This window comes from Streptomyces sp. NPDC002926, assembly GCF_053591755.1.
Genome location: NZ_JBSFUK010000007.1, coordinates 108,910 through 122,227, shown reverse-complemented (window position 1 = coordinate 122,227; position 13,318 = coordinate 108,910). Strand labels below are relative to the sequence as shown.

The window sequence follows — 13,318 nt, the reverse complement described above, 5'->3', positions numbered from 1 at the left end:
AGGTCAAGCAGATTGAGCAGGCCGGACAGGTGGATCAGGTCGGTCGGAGCTCCTCAGCGGCGGGCGGACTCCGGCCTCCTCGGCGTACTCACCGAGGACGGCGACGCTGAAGACGGCGCCGGCGAAGACCTTGACCGCGCGGAGCGCGTTGCCGACATGGTGCGGGGAGTGGGGGGCGGCGCCGGTGGCCGTGGCGCCGTGACCGGGGTGGGGGACGTGGCCTGGGGTAAAGGTTGCAGTACTCATGTCTCCATGATGGTTTCCGGGCCTGCTCCTCGCATCGGACCACGGACCGAACCGTGAGACCGCTCGCGTACGACTCCAGGCATACGTCATCCCCTACGGGGAGGACGGCGGCGGCTCCTCCCCGGTGAAAAACCATTCGCCCGCGATCCGCGCTCTGACTACAATCGCCCGTCTTGCCCGCCTCCCCTGGGGAGCGCCGCCGCCCGGACGGAAACCGGCCGGTCCGCCATGCCGTGATCCCTGCCGTGCCCCGTGCCGGGATCCATGCCGTGATCCTGATCCACGCCGTAGCCGCCGGAGGCAACCCGTGCCCGCGCACGTCCCTGAACCCGCCGACCCCAGCTCCGCAGACCCCGACTCCGCCGACCCGCTCGGACGCGAGCGCGCCCATCTCGCCGATTCGCGTGCCGCGCTGCGCGCGATGCGCGAGGACGTCCAGGCACTCGATATCCGCGATGTCACCGCGAACTGGGTCAACGCCGCCGTCCTGGGGGCGCAGATCGAGGAGCGCATCAAAGCGCTCGCCGACTTCTCCCACACGCCGCTCTTCTTCGGCCGGCTGGACTATCTGCGTACGGTCGGCGCGGAACAGGCGGAGGGTGCGGCGGGAGAGCGCTTCTACATCGGCCGCCGCCATGTCCACGACGCGGACGGTGATCCGATGGTCATCGACTGGCGCGCGCCCGTCTCGCAGCCGTTCTACCGGGCGTCGAAGAAGGACCCGCTGGACGTCGGCCTGCGGCGGCGCTTCGGCTACACGGGCGGCGACCTCACGGCGTACGAGGACGAGCATCTGTCCGACCCGGCCACCGAGACGTTTTCCGGCTCGGCCGGCGGGCATCGGACGAGCAAGCTGCTCCAGGCCGAGATCGAGCGCCCGCGCGTCGGCCCGATGCGGGACATCGTCGCCACGATCCAGCCGGAGCAGGACGAGATCGTACGGTCCGGGCTCGGCGGCACGGTGTGTGTCCAGGGCGGTCCGGGCACCGGAAAGACGGCGGTGGGCCTGCACCGGGTGGCGTATCTGCTGTACGCGCACCGGGAGCGGCTGGCGCGGACCGGGACGCTGGTCATCGGACCGAACCGTTCCTTCCTCCACTACATCGAGCAAGTGCTGCCCGCGCTGGGAGAGTTGGAGGTCAAACAGTCGACGGTCGACGACCTGGTGGCCCATGTGGAGGTACGCGGCACGGATACGGCGGACGCGGCGGTCATCAAGGGCGATGCCCGGATGGCTCAGGTGCTGAGCCGGGCGGTCCGCGCCCATGTGACCATGCCGGCCGAGCCGCTGATGGTGGTGCGCGGCTCGCGGCGGTGGCGGGTGCCCGCGTACGAACTCCAGGAGATCGTGCGGGAGTTGCTCGACCGCGACATCCGCTACGGCGCGGCGCGCGAGGCTCTTCCGCAGCGGCTCGCGCATGCGGTCCTGGTCCGGATGGAACAGGCCGGCGAGGCGCCGGACGACCGGGTGCAGGACGCGGTGGCGCGCAATCCCGCGGTGAAGGCGGCGGTGAAGGCGGTGTGGCCGCCGGTCGACCCGGCGAAGCTGGTGCTGCGGCTGCTGTCCGACGCGGAGTTCCTGGCCGAGCACGCGGAGGGGCTGCTGACTGCCGACGAGCAGAAGACGGTGCTGTGGGCGAAGCCGGCGCGCAGCGTGCGGGCCGCCGCATGGTCTTCCGCGGATGCCGTGCTGATCGACGAGGCGAACGATCTGGTGCAGCGCACGCACTCGCTCGGCCATGTCGTGCTGGACGAGGCGCAGGATCTGTCCCCGATGCAGTACCGCGCGGTGGGCCGGCGCTGCACGACGGGCTCGGCGACGGTGCTCGGCGATCTGGCACAGGGCACCACGCCCTGGGCGACGGCGAGTTGGGCCGACGCGCTCGGGCATCTGGGCAAGGCGGACGCGGTGGTGGAGGAGCTGACAGCCGGTTTCCGGGTGCCGCGCGAGGTGATCGCGTACGCCTCCCGGCTGCTGCCGCACATCTCACCGGGCCTGGCGGAGGTCCGGTCGGTCCGTGAGTCGCCGGGCTCGCTGGAGGTACGGAAGGTGACGGACGTCGCCGGCCTGGACCCGGCGGTGGTGAGGGCCTGTGCCGACTCTCTGCGCCAGGAGGGCTCGATCGGCCTGATCGCCGCGGATGCCCGCATCCCGGCGCTGGCCGAGGCCCTGACGGCGGCCGGCCACGCGTATCTGTCACCCGGCGACGAGACGACCGCCGAGTCCCGCCTCACCCTGGTCCCGGCGTCGCTCGCCAAGGGCCTGGAATACGACTACGTGGTACTGGACGAGCCCGCCGCGGTCGTCGACGGCGAGCCCGACGAGCGGACCGGCCTGCGCCGGCTGTATGTGGCCCTGACCCGGGCCGTGTCGGGCCTGACCGTGCTGCACGCCGCCCCGCTGCCCGCGCAGCTCGGCAGCTAGGGCGGGGCCACCCCGGCCTTGTCCGGCGCGCCCCCGGACGCCTGTCGGGCGTACCCTCGACCGCCGGACGGGGTGTTGTTCAGTCCCTGTCCGGCGGTCGAGGAGCGGGGGCTGAGCCCCGCGCTACGCGTCCAGCGCCTCCCGCCACTCCCGCACCGCCGGCGCAGCCACCGGGGCCGACCAGCCGCCCGGCCGGGCGGCGCCGCCGATATGGAACGCGTCCACGCCCGCCGACCGCAGCACCGGCACATGGTCCAGGCGCAGTCCACCGCCGACCAGGATCTGCGGTTCGTACGCCGGCTCTCCGCGCCGCGCCGCCTCCGCCAGCAGGGTCGGCAGGCCTTCGTCGACTCCGGCAGCCGACCCCGCCGTCAAGTAGGTGTCCAGGCCGGGCAGGTCCGCGAGCTGCTTGCGCAGGGCGTCGCGGTCCGCCGACCGGTCGATCGCCCGGTGGAACGTCCACCGGCAGCCGTCCAGTTCGGCGACGAGCCGCTCGACCGTGACGAGGTCGGGCGTGCCGTCCTCCTCCAGGAACCCGAGCACGAACTCGTCGGCGCCCTCGACGCGCAGCTCCCGTGCGGCACGTACCAGCGCGTCGACGTCACCCGCCGCGAACCCGTCGGCGAGGCGCAGCATCACGCGCAGCGGGATGTCGACGGCCTCGCGGATCCGGGCGTATGTCTCCCGGGTCGGGGTCAGCCCGTCCGCCGCCATGTCGGTGACGAGCTCGAGCCTGTCGGCCCCTCCGGACTGGGCGGCGACCGCGTCCTCGGCGTCGAGAGCGATCACCTCCAGGACTGCACGGTTACTCATGGAACCCCATTCCTCCAGGCAGACGGCTACGGCCCATACAGGTCTAGTCCAATACGCAGCCTAATGCGCATGTATGACGAACGCAGCCGTACCGGGCTTCCGCGCGGGGCTTTCGCACAGGATCACCACGTGCGTCGTATCCGGACGGGGGACAGACAGGACCCCGGACCGGATACCCGCCAGGAGGTACTTCAAGGCTCAGCCGCCCGGGCCGCCGCTTCCGGGCGCGCCGCCGCTGTCCTCCCCGGGCGGAGGCGCGGCCTCGGGCTTCCTGCTCGGGCTGTGCGTGCTGTGGGTCTTCAGGTTGTACGGGAGGAGCCGCCCGCCGTCATGCGGAAAGTCGTCCTCGTCCGGCTCGCGGACCTCTTCGATGTGCGCCGGGTGATCGGGCCGCTTCGGCTGCTCCTCGGGGCGCGGCGGGACCTGCTGCTCCCGTCGTCTGCCGTCCCACCACATGGCGCCCGCCAGGAGCGCGATGAGGAAGATTCCGAAGATGAAGGGAGCGGCTCCCTTCAGCTGCTCAGCGACCGCGATGTCGGAAACCGGGCTGTTCTGGGCGAACGTCAGGACGCTCATGATGTCTGCCTCCGCGGACCGGAATGGCACGCATACCCTTTCCCCCATTATCGCCCCTCACCACCACTTCAGCCGAAGAAGACCCAGCTCCTCGTCGTTCGCTCCAGGAGCGGCGGTGCCGTGCCCGCCGTCCGGCCGGGACAGCGGGCAAGGAGGGCGAAATGCTCGTCGGGGCGGGCGCGCCGCAGCGGATCGGGGCGTTCTAGAGTCGCCCCATGACCGACAACTCCGTGGACCTGCGCGCACGCTGGACCAAGACCCTCATCGCCGCCCGCCACGGCGCGAGCGCACCGGACCCGCTGCCGTACGCCGACGACCTGCTCACCCGCTGGTCGGAGCCGCAGCGCCGCTATCACACGGTCGATCACCTGGCGGCGGTGCTGAACCACATCGACGTACTGGAGGAGCACGCCGCGGATCCGGACCTGGTCCGCCTCGCGGCCTGGTTCCACGACGCGGTCTACCTCCCGGACCGCTCCGAAAACGAGGAACGCTCCGCCCGCCTGGCGGAACGCGCCCTCCCCGAGGCAGGGTTGACCCCCGCCGCCACCGCCGAGGTCGCCCGCCTGGTCCGCCTCACCGTCACCCACGCCGCCGAGGAGTCCGACGCCAACGGCCAGGTCCTGTGCGACGCGGATCTGGCCATCCTGGCGTCGGGTCCGGAGCCGTACGCCGCGTACAGCGCGGCGGTACGGGAGGAGTACGCCTTTGTCCCGGACGAGCCCTTCCGCGAGGGCCGCGCGGCGGTGCTGCGCCAGCTGCTCGGCCTGCCGCGACTGTTCCGCACGCCGTACGGGGAGCGGGAGTGGGAGGCGCGTGCGCGGCACAACCTGGCGACAGAGCTCAAGCTGCTGGCGTCCTGACCCGCGCGGGAGAGGGCACGGTGGCCGGGAGCGCACGGTGGCCGGGAGTGCCCGGCCCGGTCATCAGCCCTGCCGGGGCCGGGCAACCTTGCGTCTGCGCAGCCCCGCCTTCGTCAGCAGCACGACCACCTCGCGGCTGGACACCTCCACCGCGCCCGCCCGCACCGCATCGGCATACCGGTGCGACGGCACGTCGTAGTGGTCCCGCTCGAAGGCCCGCGGCGGGCAGCCGACCGATGCCGCGAACGCGTGCAGTTCCTCGTACGACACGTCGCTGACCAGGTGCGACCACAGCCGGCCGTGGCCCGGCCAGGTCGGCGGGTCGATGTACACCGTCACGAGAGGCCACCGACCGGCGCCACCACGACGCCCGCCTTGGCGCAGACCCAGTGCGGATCCGGGCCGAGCTCCGGTTCGACGTCCAGCGCGTGCGGGTCGCCGACGTCGCAGACCGGGCAGAGCGGCCATCTGCCGTACCGTTCGAGCAGCGCGTCCTGGACGTCCTGAGCCACCAGGCCCGCGATGTACTCGATGCCCTCCGGCCACTGTTCGACCCACCAACGGCGGTGCGTCACCGCGTCCTCGACCAGCGAGACGACCCCGGCGTCGGCCACATCCCGCGCGGCCAGGTCGGCGAGGACCAGCGCCCGCGCCGCGTGCAGTGCCTGCTCGAGAGGGTTCGCGTCGTCCATGAAGCCATTGTCACCCCACCCGTTGCGGCGACGGCCGGCGGTCCGCTCCCGGCCGCCGGTCCCCGCCGGGCCAAGGGGGGTTGACGATGAACGAACACCGAAAATATCTTTCAAGGGTGACCAATCCAGTGAAGGAAATTTTCAGCGGCGACGCTCCGCCCGCCCCTGCCGCACTCGCGGCCAAGGTCCGGACCCTCGCGCCGTCCATGACCCGCTCCATGCAGCGGGTCGCCGAAGCCGTCGCCGACGACCCCGCCGGCTGCGCGGCCCTCACGGTCACCGGCCTCGCCGAGCTCACCGGCACCAGCGAGGCCACGGTGGTCCGCACCGCCCGGCTCCTCGGCTATCCCGGCTACCGCGACCTGCGGCTCGCCCTCGCCGGGCTCGCCGCCCACCAGCAGTCCGGCCGCGCGCCCGCCGTCACGGCCGACATCGCCGTCGACGACCCCATCGCGGATGTCGTCGCCAAGCTCGCGTACGACGAGCAGCAGACCCTCGCCGACACGGCCGCAGGGCTCGACACCGTACAGCTGGGCGCCGCCGTGACCGCCGCCGCAACCGCCCGGCGTATAGACATCTACGGCGCCGGCGCGTCCTCCCTCGTCGGCATGGACCTGGCCCAGAAGCTGCTGCGCATCGGCCTGATCGCGCACGCCCACACCGATCCGCACCTCGCCGTCACCAACGCCGTGCAGCTGCGCTCCGGAGATGTCGCCATCGCCATCACCCACTCCGGCTCCACCGGCGACGTCATCGAGCCGCTGCGCGTCGCTTTCGACCGCGGTGCGACGACGGTCGCGATCACCGGCCGCCCGGACGGTCCCGTGTCGCAGTACGCCGACCATGTGCTGACCACCTCCACCGCCCGCGAGAGCGAGCTGCGGCCGGCCGCCATGTCGTCCCGCACCAGCCAACTCCTCGTCGTGGACTGCCTGTTCATAGGCGTGGCGCAGCGCACGTACGAGACAGCTGCCCCCGCTCTGGCCGCTTCGTACGAGGCGCTCGCCCACCGGCACAGCCCCCGCACCCGCACCCGCTGAGCACCTCGTCCCCGCCGAGCAGCCCGAACCCGCCCCCCACGGACCGAGAAAGCAGAGCCGCGCTTCATGACCTTCTCCTACGGTGAACTCCGCGCCGAGCTGGCCACCCTCACCACCGAGGCTTTCCGGCCCGAGCTCGCCGACATCGACCAGCTCCCCACCCTCGAGATCGCCAGGATCATGAACAGCGAGGACGAGACCGTCCCCGCCGCCGTCGCCGCGCAGCTGCCGCGGATCGCCGCCGCGATCGACGACACCGCCGGGCGGATGTCCCGCGGCGGCCGGCTGGTCTACGCGGGCGCCGGCACGGCCGGACGCCTCGGCGTACTGGACGCGAGCGAGTGCCCGCCCACCTTCAACACCGACCCGGCCGAGGTCCTGGGCCTGATCGCGGGCGGCCCGTCCGCCATGGTCAAGGCGGTCGAGGGGGCCGAGGACAGCAAGGAGCTGGCCGCCGCCGACCTGGACGCGCTGAAGCTGACCGCCGACGACACCGTGGTCGGGATCTCCGCCTCCGGCCGTACTCCGTACGCGATCGGCGCGGTCGAGCACGCCCGATCCCTCGGAGCGCTCACCATCGGCCTGTCCTGCAACGCGGACAGCGCACTCGGCGCGGCCGCCGACCACGGCATCGAGGTGGTCGTCGGCCCCGAACTGCTCACCGGCTCCACCCGGTTGAAGGCCGGTACGGCGCAGAAGCTGGTCCTCAACATGATCTCGACGATCACGATGATCCGGCTCGGCAAGACGTACGGGAATCTGATGGTGGACGTCCGCGCCTCCAACGAGAAACTGCGCGCCCGCTCGCGCCGGATCGTCGCGCTCGCCACCGGCGCGTCGGACGAGGAGATCGAGGCCGCCCTCGCCGCGACCGACGGTGAGGTGAAGAACGCCATCCTCACCATCCTCGGATCGGTCGACGGCCCCACCGCCGCACGGCTCCTGACGGAGAGCAGGGGCCATCTGCGCGCGGCACTGCAGTCCGCCCGCCCGTAACCACCGACCGAACATCCCCCGCAGCACGAACGTCCCCCCACAGCAAGGCACTCCGCACCATGGCAACAGACGCCCCGGACTCCCCCGCCTCCCCCGACGCCCCGGGCTCCCCGGGCTCCCCGGACAAGAACAGCGCCATCGCCGCCGCCATCCTCCCCCTGGTCGGCGGCGCCCGGAACATCACCACCGTCGCGCACTGCATGACCCGCCTCCGCCTCGGCCTGCGCGACCCCTCCCTCGTACAGGAAGAGGCCCTGAAGGCACTTCCCGCGGTCATGGGCGTGGTCGAGGACGACACGTACCAGATCGTGCTCGGGCCGGGCACGGTCGCCCGGGTCACCCCGCAGTTCGAGGCGCTCGTGGCAGCGGCCCCCAGGACCGCCGGTGACCTCGCCGATCGGGGCGCCGCCATCAAGGCGGCCCGGAAGGCGCGGAATTCGACGCCCTTCAAACTCTTCCTGCGCCGTATCGCGAACATCTTCGTCCCGCTGATCCCGGCCCTCATCGGCTGCGGAATCATCGCCGGACTCAACGGTCTGCTGACCAATCTCGGCTGGGCCCCGGCCGTGGTGCCCGCGATCGCCGCGATCGCCTCCGGCTTCATGTCGCTCATCGCGGTCTTCGTCGGCTACAACACCGCGAAGGAGTTCGGCGGTACGCCGATCCTGGGCGGCGCGGTCGCCGCGATCATCGTCTTCCCCGGCGTCGCGAAGATCACCGCTTTCGGTGTCCACCTCTCCCCGGGACAGGGCGGCGTCCTGGGCGCGCTCGGCGCGGCGCTGCTCGCGGTGTACGTGGAGAAGTGGTGCCGCCGCTGGGTGCCGGAGGCCCTGGACGTCCTGGTCACCCCGGCCCTCACCGTCCTCGTCTCCGGCCTGGTGACCCTCTTCGGCGTGATGTTCGTGGCCGGTGAGATCTCCACCGCCATCGGCGACTTCGCGAACCGGCTGCTGGCAGGCGGCGGCGCGGCCGCGGGCTTCGTCCTCGGCGGTCTCTTCCTGCCGCTGGTGATGCTGGGCCTGCACCAGGCGCTGATCCCGATCCACACCACACTCATCGAGCAGCAGAGTTATACGGTCCTGCTCCCGATCCTCGCGATGGCGGGGGCCGGCCAGGTCGGCGCGGCGGCCGCGGTCTACCTCCGGCTGCCCCGCAACACCTCGATCCGCAGCACCATCAGGTCCGCGCTCCCGGCGGGCTTTCTGGGCGTCGGCGAGCCGCTGATCTACGGCGTCTCGCTCCCGCTGGGCCGCCCGTTCGTCACGGCCTGCGTCGGCGGCGCGTTCGGCGGCGGCTTCGTAGGGCTGTTCAACATGCTGGGCGACAAGGTCGGCTCCACGGCGATCGGCCCCTCGGGCTGGGCGCTGTTCCCGCTGCTCGACGGCAACAAGGGCCCGGGCGAGACGATCGGGGTCTACGCGGCCGGCCTGCTGGTCGGTTACGTCGTGGGTTTCCTGGCCACGTACTGGTTCGGCTTCACCGGCCCGATGCTCCAGGAGCTGAACGTGGCTCCGGAGGAGTCCGTGTCCCCGGTGGCCTCGGGCTCCCCCGCCCCGCCGAAGGAGCCCGCGTCGGCCACGCCCTGATGCCCGTGCGCCCTTCGGGCGTGTCCTCGATCGCCGGACAATCACGCGCGTCCGGCGATCGAGGAGCGGGGTCCGGGGCGGAGCCCCGGCCCGGCCTACGCCGCCCCCGCCGCCTGCTCCTTGATCGTCACCCGTCCCTTGCTGATGACGGTCGGCCGAGGAGCCCTGCGCGCCGGCGCCGAGTCGTGCGTGACCATCACGAAGGCCAGGGTGTGCCCCTCGCACAGCCCCTCCAGCAGATCCATGATCTCGTCGCGCATCGACTCGTCGAGATTCCCGGTGGGTTCGTCGGCCAGCAGCACCGCGGGCCGCTCGACCAGCGCACGCGCGATCGCCACGCGCTGCCGCTGCCCGCCGGACAGCTCCCCGGGCAGATGCCCGTGCCGCTCCCCCGGTTCGGCACCTCGGGCACTCGGACACCCATGCCATCGCTCGCCCACCGACGCGGGGACCGGGGCGCCCGTCGTGCCCCCGCCTGCCGGGGATGTCAGGATGGCCCTATGACGACCAAGGTCTACTTCGACATCACCATCAATGACGCCCCCGCCGGGCGGATCAACTTCAACCTGTACGACGACGTCGTGCCCAAGACGGCGGAGAACTTCCGCGCGCTCGCCACCGGCGAGAAGGGCTTCGGGTACGAGGGGTCCTCGTTCCACCGGGTCATCCCCGACTTCATGCTGCAGGGCGGCGACTTCACCCGCGGTGACGGCACCGGCGGCAAGAGCATCTACGGCGAGAAGTTCGCCGACGAGAACTTCAAGCTCACGCACAACAAGCCGGGCCTGCTCTCGATGGCCAACGCCGGGCCGAACAGCAACGGCTCCCAGTTCTTCATCACCACCGTGCTGACGCCGTGGCTGGACGGCAAGCACGTCGTGTTCGGCGAGGTCGCCGACGAGGCCGGCATGGCCCTGGTCAAGAAGATCGAGAGCTACGGCTCGCAGAGCGGCCGCACCAAGGCCAAGATCACCATCTCGGGCTCCGGCGTCGCCTGACGTCTGCGGGACCTGAGCGGCCGAGAGGTCGCCGTGTGACCACGCGCTGAAACGCCCGAAGGCGGCACCCCTGTCAGGGATGCCGCCTTCGGTCGCGTAACCGGGCTTACCGAGCCGAGGCTCAGAAGTCCATGTCACCACCCGGCATGCCGCCGCCCGCGGGGGCACCGGCCTTCTCGGGCTTGTCGGCGATGACGGCCTCGGTGGTGAGGAACAGCGCCGCGATGGAGGCGGCGTTCTGCAGAGCAGAGCGGGTCACCTTCGCGGGGTCGATGATGCCCTCGGCGATCATGTCGACGTACTCGCCGGTCGCGGCGTTCAGACCGTGGCCGACGGCCAGGTTGCGCACCTTCTCGACGACGACGCCACCCTCGAGACCACCGTTGACGGCGATCTGCTTGAGCGGAGCCTCGAGCGCGAGCTTCACGGCGTTGGCGCCGGTCGCCTCGTCACCCTCGAGGTCGAGCTTCTCGAAGACCGAAGTCGCCTGGAGCAGAGCCACGCCACCACCGGCGACGATGCCCTCCTCGACGGCGGCCTTGGCGTTGCGCACCGCGTCCTCGATGCGGTGCTTGCGCTCCTTGAGCTCGACCTCGGTCGCGGCGCCGGCCTTGATGACGGCCACGCCGCCGGCCAGCTTCGCGAGGCGCTCCTGGAGCTTCTCGCGGTCGTAGTCCGAGTCGGAGTTCTCGATCTCGGCACGGATCTGGTTGACGCGACCGGCAACCTGCTCGCTCTCACCGGCACCGTCGACGATCGTCGTCTCGTCCTTGGTGACAACGACCTTGCGGGCGCGGCCGAGCAGGTCCAGGCTCGCGTTCTCGAGCTTGAGGCCGACCTCCTCGGAGATGACCGTGCCGCCGGTGAGGATGGCGATGTCGTTCAGCATCGCCTTGCGGCGGTCACCGAAGCCCGGGGCCTTGACGGCAACGGACTTGAAGGTGCCACGGATCTTGTTGACGACCAGGGTCGACAGGGCCTCGCCCTCGACGTCCTCGGCGATGATCAGCAGCGGCTTGCCGGACTGCATGACCTTCTCGAGGAGCGGCAGCAGGTCCTTGACCGAGCTGATCTTCGAGTTGACGATGAGGATGTACGGGTCGTCGAGCGACGACTCCATACGCTCCATGTCGGTGGCGAAGTACGCCGAGATGTAGCCCTTGTCGAAGCGCATACCTTCGGTGAGCTCAAGCTCCAGACCGAAGGTCTGGGACTCCTCGACGGTGATGACGCCTTCCTTGCCGACCTTGTCCATAGCCTCGGCGATGAGCTCGCCGATCTGGGTGTCGGCGGCGGAGATGGAGGCCGTAGAAGCGATCTGCTCCTTGGTCTCCACGTCCTTGGCCTGCTCGAGCAGCGCACCGGAGACGGCCTCGACGGCCTTCTCGATGCCACGCTTGAGGGCCATCGGGTTGGCGCCGGCGGCCACGTTGCGCAGGCCCTCGCGGACCAGTGCCTGGGCGAGGACGGTCGCGGTGGTCGTACCGTCACCGGCGACGTCGTCCGTCTTCTTGGCGACTTCCTTGACCAGCTCGGCGCCGATCTTCTCGTACGGGTCCTCGAGCTCGATCTCCTTGGCGATGGATACACCATCGTTGGTGATCGTGGGGGCGCCCCACTTCTTCTCGAGGACGACGTTACGGCCCTTGGGGCCAAGGGTGACCTTGACGGCGTCGGCGAGCTGGTTCATCCCGCGCTCGAGACCGCGCCGTGCCTCCTCGTCGAACGCGATGATCTTGGCCATGTGAAGTGGTCCTCCCGGACTGGGGTGGATTCTCCGGACCGCGCTGGCGCCCGCGACGGACGGTCTGCCTGCCTTGTGGTTCCTTGCCCCACCCGGCCTGCGGACCTCACCAACCCGGTCCTCGTTGTCACTCTCACTGTCAGAGTGCTAACGCCAATGATTAGCACTCGCCCTAGGAGAGTGCAAGCGACTCTCGCGGATCGAAACCCCCCGAACCGGCCACGAACCGACGGCGGGAGACGCACGAGGGAACGCATGGGGCCGAACCGCGGAAGCACGAGGCCGAACCGCGAGCGGACACACGAGGCCGAACCGCGAGCGGACACACGAGACCGAACCGAGAGCAGACGCACGAGGGGCCCGCATCCCTGGTGGGATGCGGGCCCCTCGCCGTGAGTGCGTGCGTCGGTGGCCGATCGCGCCGAGATCAGACGGCGAGCTTGACCATGTCCGCCTGCGGACCCTTCTGGCCCTGCGAGATCTCGAATTCAACTCGCTGACCCTCTTCAAGGGTGCGGTACCCGTCCATCTGGATCGCGCTGTAGTGGACGAAAACATCCGCACCACCGTCGACCGCGATGAAGCCGTACCCCTTCTCCGCGTTGAACCACTTGACGGTGCCCTGAGCCATGCCTAACTCCCCTATTACTGGCCCTTGCGCAGGACCGCACTTCGCGGACCCGGGTCAGACCTCCACCCTCCGACAGGAGAGGGTGTGCGCCGGAACGCGTCGACCGCGGCTGAATGTATCTGCCCAACTGCCCTCTGCAACAGGTCAGTCGGACGAGAATTCTGAGCACGACCGAACGGATAATTGACCAGGATTCAAAGTATTCCGGGGCAAGTCGGGCCCGGCAAATAACGCCTATGCGGCAATTCGAGGGAACACATTGGCTGCTTCTTGTCGCGCCCGGGCGCATTCTCATATGCGGTCGGCACAAGCAGCGGAGGGGCCTTCCCCAACTGTACCGCGCTCAACCATAGAGAATTGCCCCCTCCGCTTCTCTTGCGGAGGGGGCAATTCTGTAACGCTGGGTAAGCTCAGCCGCCGGCGACGGCGGGAATGATCGAAACCCCGGCACCGTCCGGCGTGACGGTCTCGAGCCCCTGCTCGAAACGAACGTCGTCGTCATTCACGTACACGTTCACGAACCGGCGCAGCTTGCCCTGGTCGTCCAGGACGCGGGCGGCGATACCCGTGTGGTTCTTCTCCAGGTCGGCGATGACCTCGGAAAGGGTCGCGCCCTCAGCCGGGACCTCGGCCTGGCCGCCCGTGTACGTACGGAGAATGGTGGGGATGCGGACGTTGACGCTCATGGTGCGTGCCTTCCTGGAGTCT

14 protein-coding genes and 1 pseudogene are annotated in these 13,318 nt (G+C 70.4%); 6 read left to right on the top strand and 9 right to left on the bottom strand.

Features of this window, described 5'->3' with window-relative positions:
* Nucleotides 1-3: 3 nt before the first annotated feature.
* Nucleotides 4-246: a hypothetical protein gene (locus ACWDZ6_RS15395; protein ID WP_366730847.1), complete on the bottom strand. Its 243-nt coding sequence runs from the start codon at nt 244-246 to the stop codon at nt 4-6.
* A 307-nt stretch (nt 247-553) separates the two neighbouring features.
* On the opposite strand from ACWDZ6_RS15395, the gene ACWDZ6_RS15390 reads away from it, so the two are divergent.
* Complete coding sequence (locus ACWDZ6_RS15390) at nt 554-2,671, top strand: HelD family protein (protein WP_451503223.1); 2,118 nt, start codon at nt 554-556, stop codon at nt 2,669-2,671.
* 123 nt (nt 2,672-2,794) lie between these two features.
* Here ACWDZ6_RS15390 and ACWDZ6_RS15385 read toward each other — a convergent pair whose 3' ends face one another.
* On the bottom strand, nt 2,795-3,484 hold the full coding sequence (locus tag ACWDZ6_RS15385) for a copper homeostasis protein CutC (RefSeq protein WP_366730845.1): 690 nt from the start codon (nt 3,482-3,484) through the stop codon (nt 2,795-2,797).
* Between the two features lie 198 nt (nt 3,485-3,682).
* The gene (locus ACWDZ6_RS15380; RefSeq protein ID WP_451503222.1) at nt 3,683-4,060 is read right to left on the bottom strand and encodes a DUF6479 family protein; all 378 of its coding nucleotides are present in this window, start codon (nt 4,058-4,060) and stop codon (nt 3,683-3,685) included.
* A 215-nt stretch (nt 4,061-4,275) separates the two neighbouring features.
* Between ACWDZ6_RS15380 and ACWDZ6_RS15375 the strand changes: the two genes are divergently transcribed.
* Nucleotides 4,276-4,923, top strand: a complete 648-nt coding sequence (locus ACWDZ6_RS15375; protein ID WP_451503221.1) for an HD domain-containing protein — start codon at nt 4,276-4,278, stop codon at nt 4,921-4,923.
* Between the two features lie 63 nt (nt 4,924-4,986).
* On the opposite strand, the gene ACWDZ6_RS15370 is transcribed toward ACWDZ6_RS15375, so the two are convergent.
* Both ACWDZ6_RS15370 and ACWDZ6_RS15365 read right to left on the bottom strand, forming a co-directional pair.
* On the bottom strand, nt 4,987-5,262 hold the full coding sequence (locus ACWDZ6_RS15370) for a DUF4031 domain-containing protein (protein ID WP_451503220.1): 276 nt from the start codon (nt 5,260-5,262) through the stop codon (nt 4,987-4,989).
* A complete protein-coding gene (locus ACWDZ6_RS15365; RefSeq protein WP_451503219.1) occupies nt 5,259-5,615 on the bottom strand; it encodes a hypothetical protein in 357 nt (118 codons plus the stop codon). The genes ACWDZ6_RS15370 and ACWDZ6_RS15365 overlap by 4 nt, the downstream gene beginning before the upstream one ends.
* 116 nt (nt 5,616-5,731) lie before the next feature.
* Here ACWDZ6_RS15365 and ACWDZ6_RS15360 point away from each other — a divergent pair, with 116 nt between their 5' ends.
* The 3 genes from ACWDZ6_RS15360 (at nt 5,732) to ACWDZ6_RS15350 (ending at nt 9,237) form a co-directional block, all read left to right on the top strand.
* On the top strand, nt 5,732-6,655 hold the full coding sequence (locus ACWDZ6_RS15360) for a MurR/RpiR family transcriptional regulator (RefSeq protein WP_451503218.1): 924 nt from the start codon (nt 5,732-5,734) through the stop codon (nt 6,653-6,655).
* Between the two features lie 66 nt (nt 6,656-6,721).
* A complete protein-coding gene (gene murQ, locus ACWDZ6_RS15355) occupies nt 6,722-7,651 on the top strand; it encodes an N-acetylmuramic acid 6-phosphate etherase (protein ID WP_451503217.1) in 930 nt (309 codons plus the stop codon).
* 59 nt (nt 7,652-7,710) lie between these two features.
* Nucleotides 7,711-9,237, top strand: a complete 1,527-nt coding sequence (locus tag ACWDZ6_RS15350; protein ID WP_451503216.1) for a PTS transporter subunit EIIC — start codon at nt 7,711-7,713, stop codon at nt 9,235-9,237.
* Nucleotides 9,238-9,332: 95 nt separating this feature from the next.
* Here the strand turns inward: ACWDZ6_RS15350 and ACWDZ6_RS15345 are convergent.
* Nucleotides 9,333-9,629 (bottom strand): annotated as a pseudogene (locus ACWDZ6_RS15345) (ATP-binding cassette domain-containing protein); the annotation flags it as partial.
* Between the two features lie 108 nt (nt 9,630-9,737).
* On the opposite strand from ACWDZ6_RS15345, the gene ACWDZ6_RS15340 reads away from it, so the two are divergent.
* Nucleotides 9,738-10,235, top strand: coding sequence for a peptidylprolyl isomerase (locus tag ACWDZ6_RS15340; RefSeq protein WP_451503215.1), 498 nt, complete (start codon nt 9,738-9,740; stop codon nt 10,233-10,235).
* 121 nt (nt 10,236-10,356) lie between these two features.
* Here the strand turns inward: ACWDZ6_RS15340 and groL are convergent, their stop codons facing one another.
* The 3 genes from groL to ACWDZ6_RS15325 form a co-directional block, all read right to left on the bottom strand.
* The gene (groL, locus tag ACWDZ6_RS15335; protein WP_326650787.1) at nt 10,357-11,979 is read right to left on the bottom strand and encodes a chaperonin GroEL; all 1,623 of its coding nucleotides are present in this window, start codon (nt 11,977-11,979) and stop codon (nt 10,357-10,359) included.
* Between the two features lie 427 nt (nt 11,980-12,406).
* Nucleotides 12,407-12,610, bottom strand: coding sequence for a cold-shock protein (locus ACWDZ6_RS15330; protein ID WP_005315736.1), 204 nt, complete (start codon nt 12,608-12,610; stop codon nt 12,407-12,409).
* A 410-nt stretch (nt 12,611-13,020) separates the two neighbouring features.
* Nucleotides 13,021-13,296 carry a MoaD/ThiS family protein gene (locus tag ACWDZ6_RS15325; RefSeq protein WP_326650788.1) on the bottom strand — a complete coding sequence of 92 codons (276 nt, stop codon included), beginning with the start codon at nt 13,294-13,296 and terminating at the stop codon, nt 13,021-13,023.
* Between the last annotated feature and the right edge of the window lie 22 nt (nt 13,297-13,318).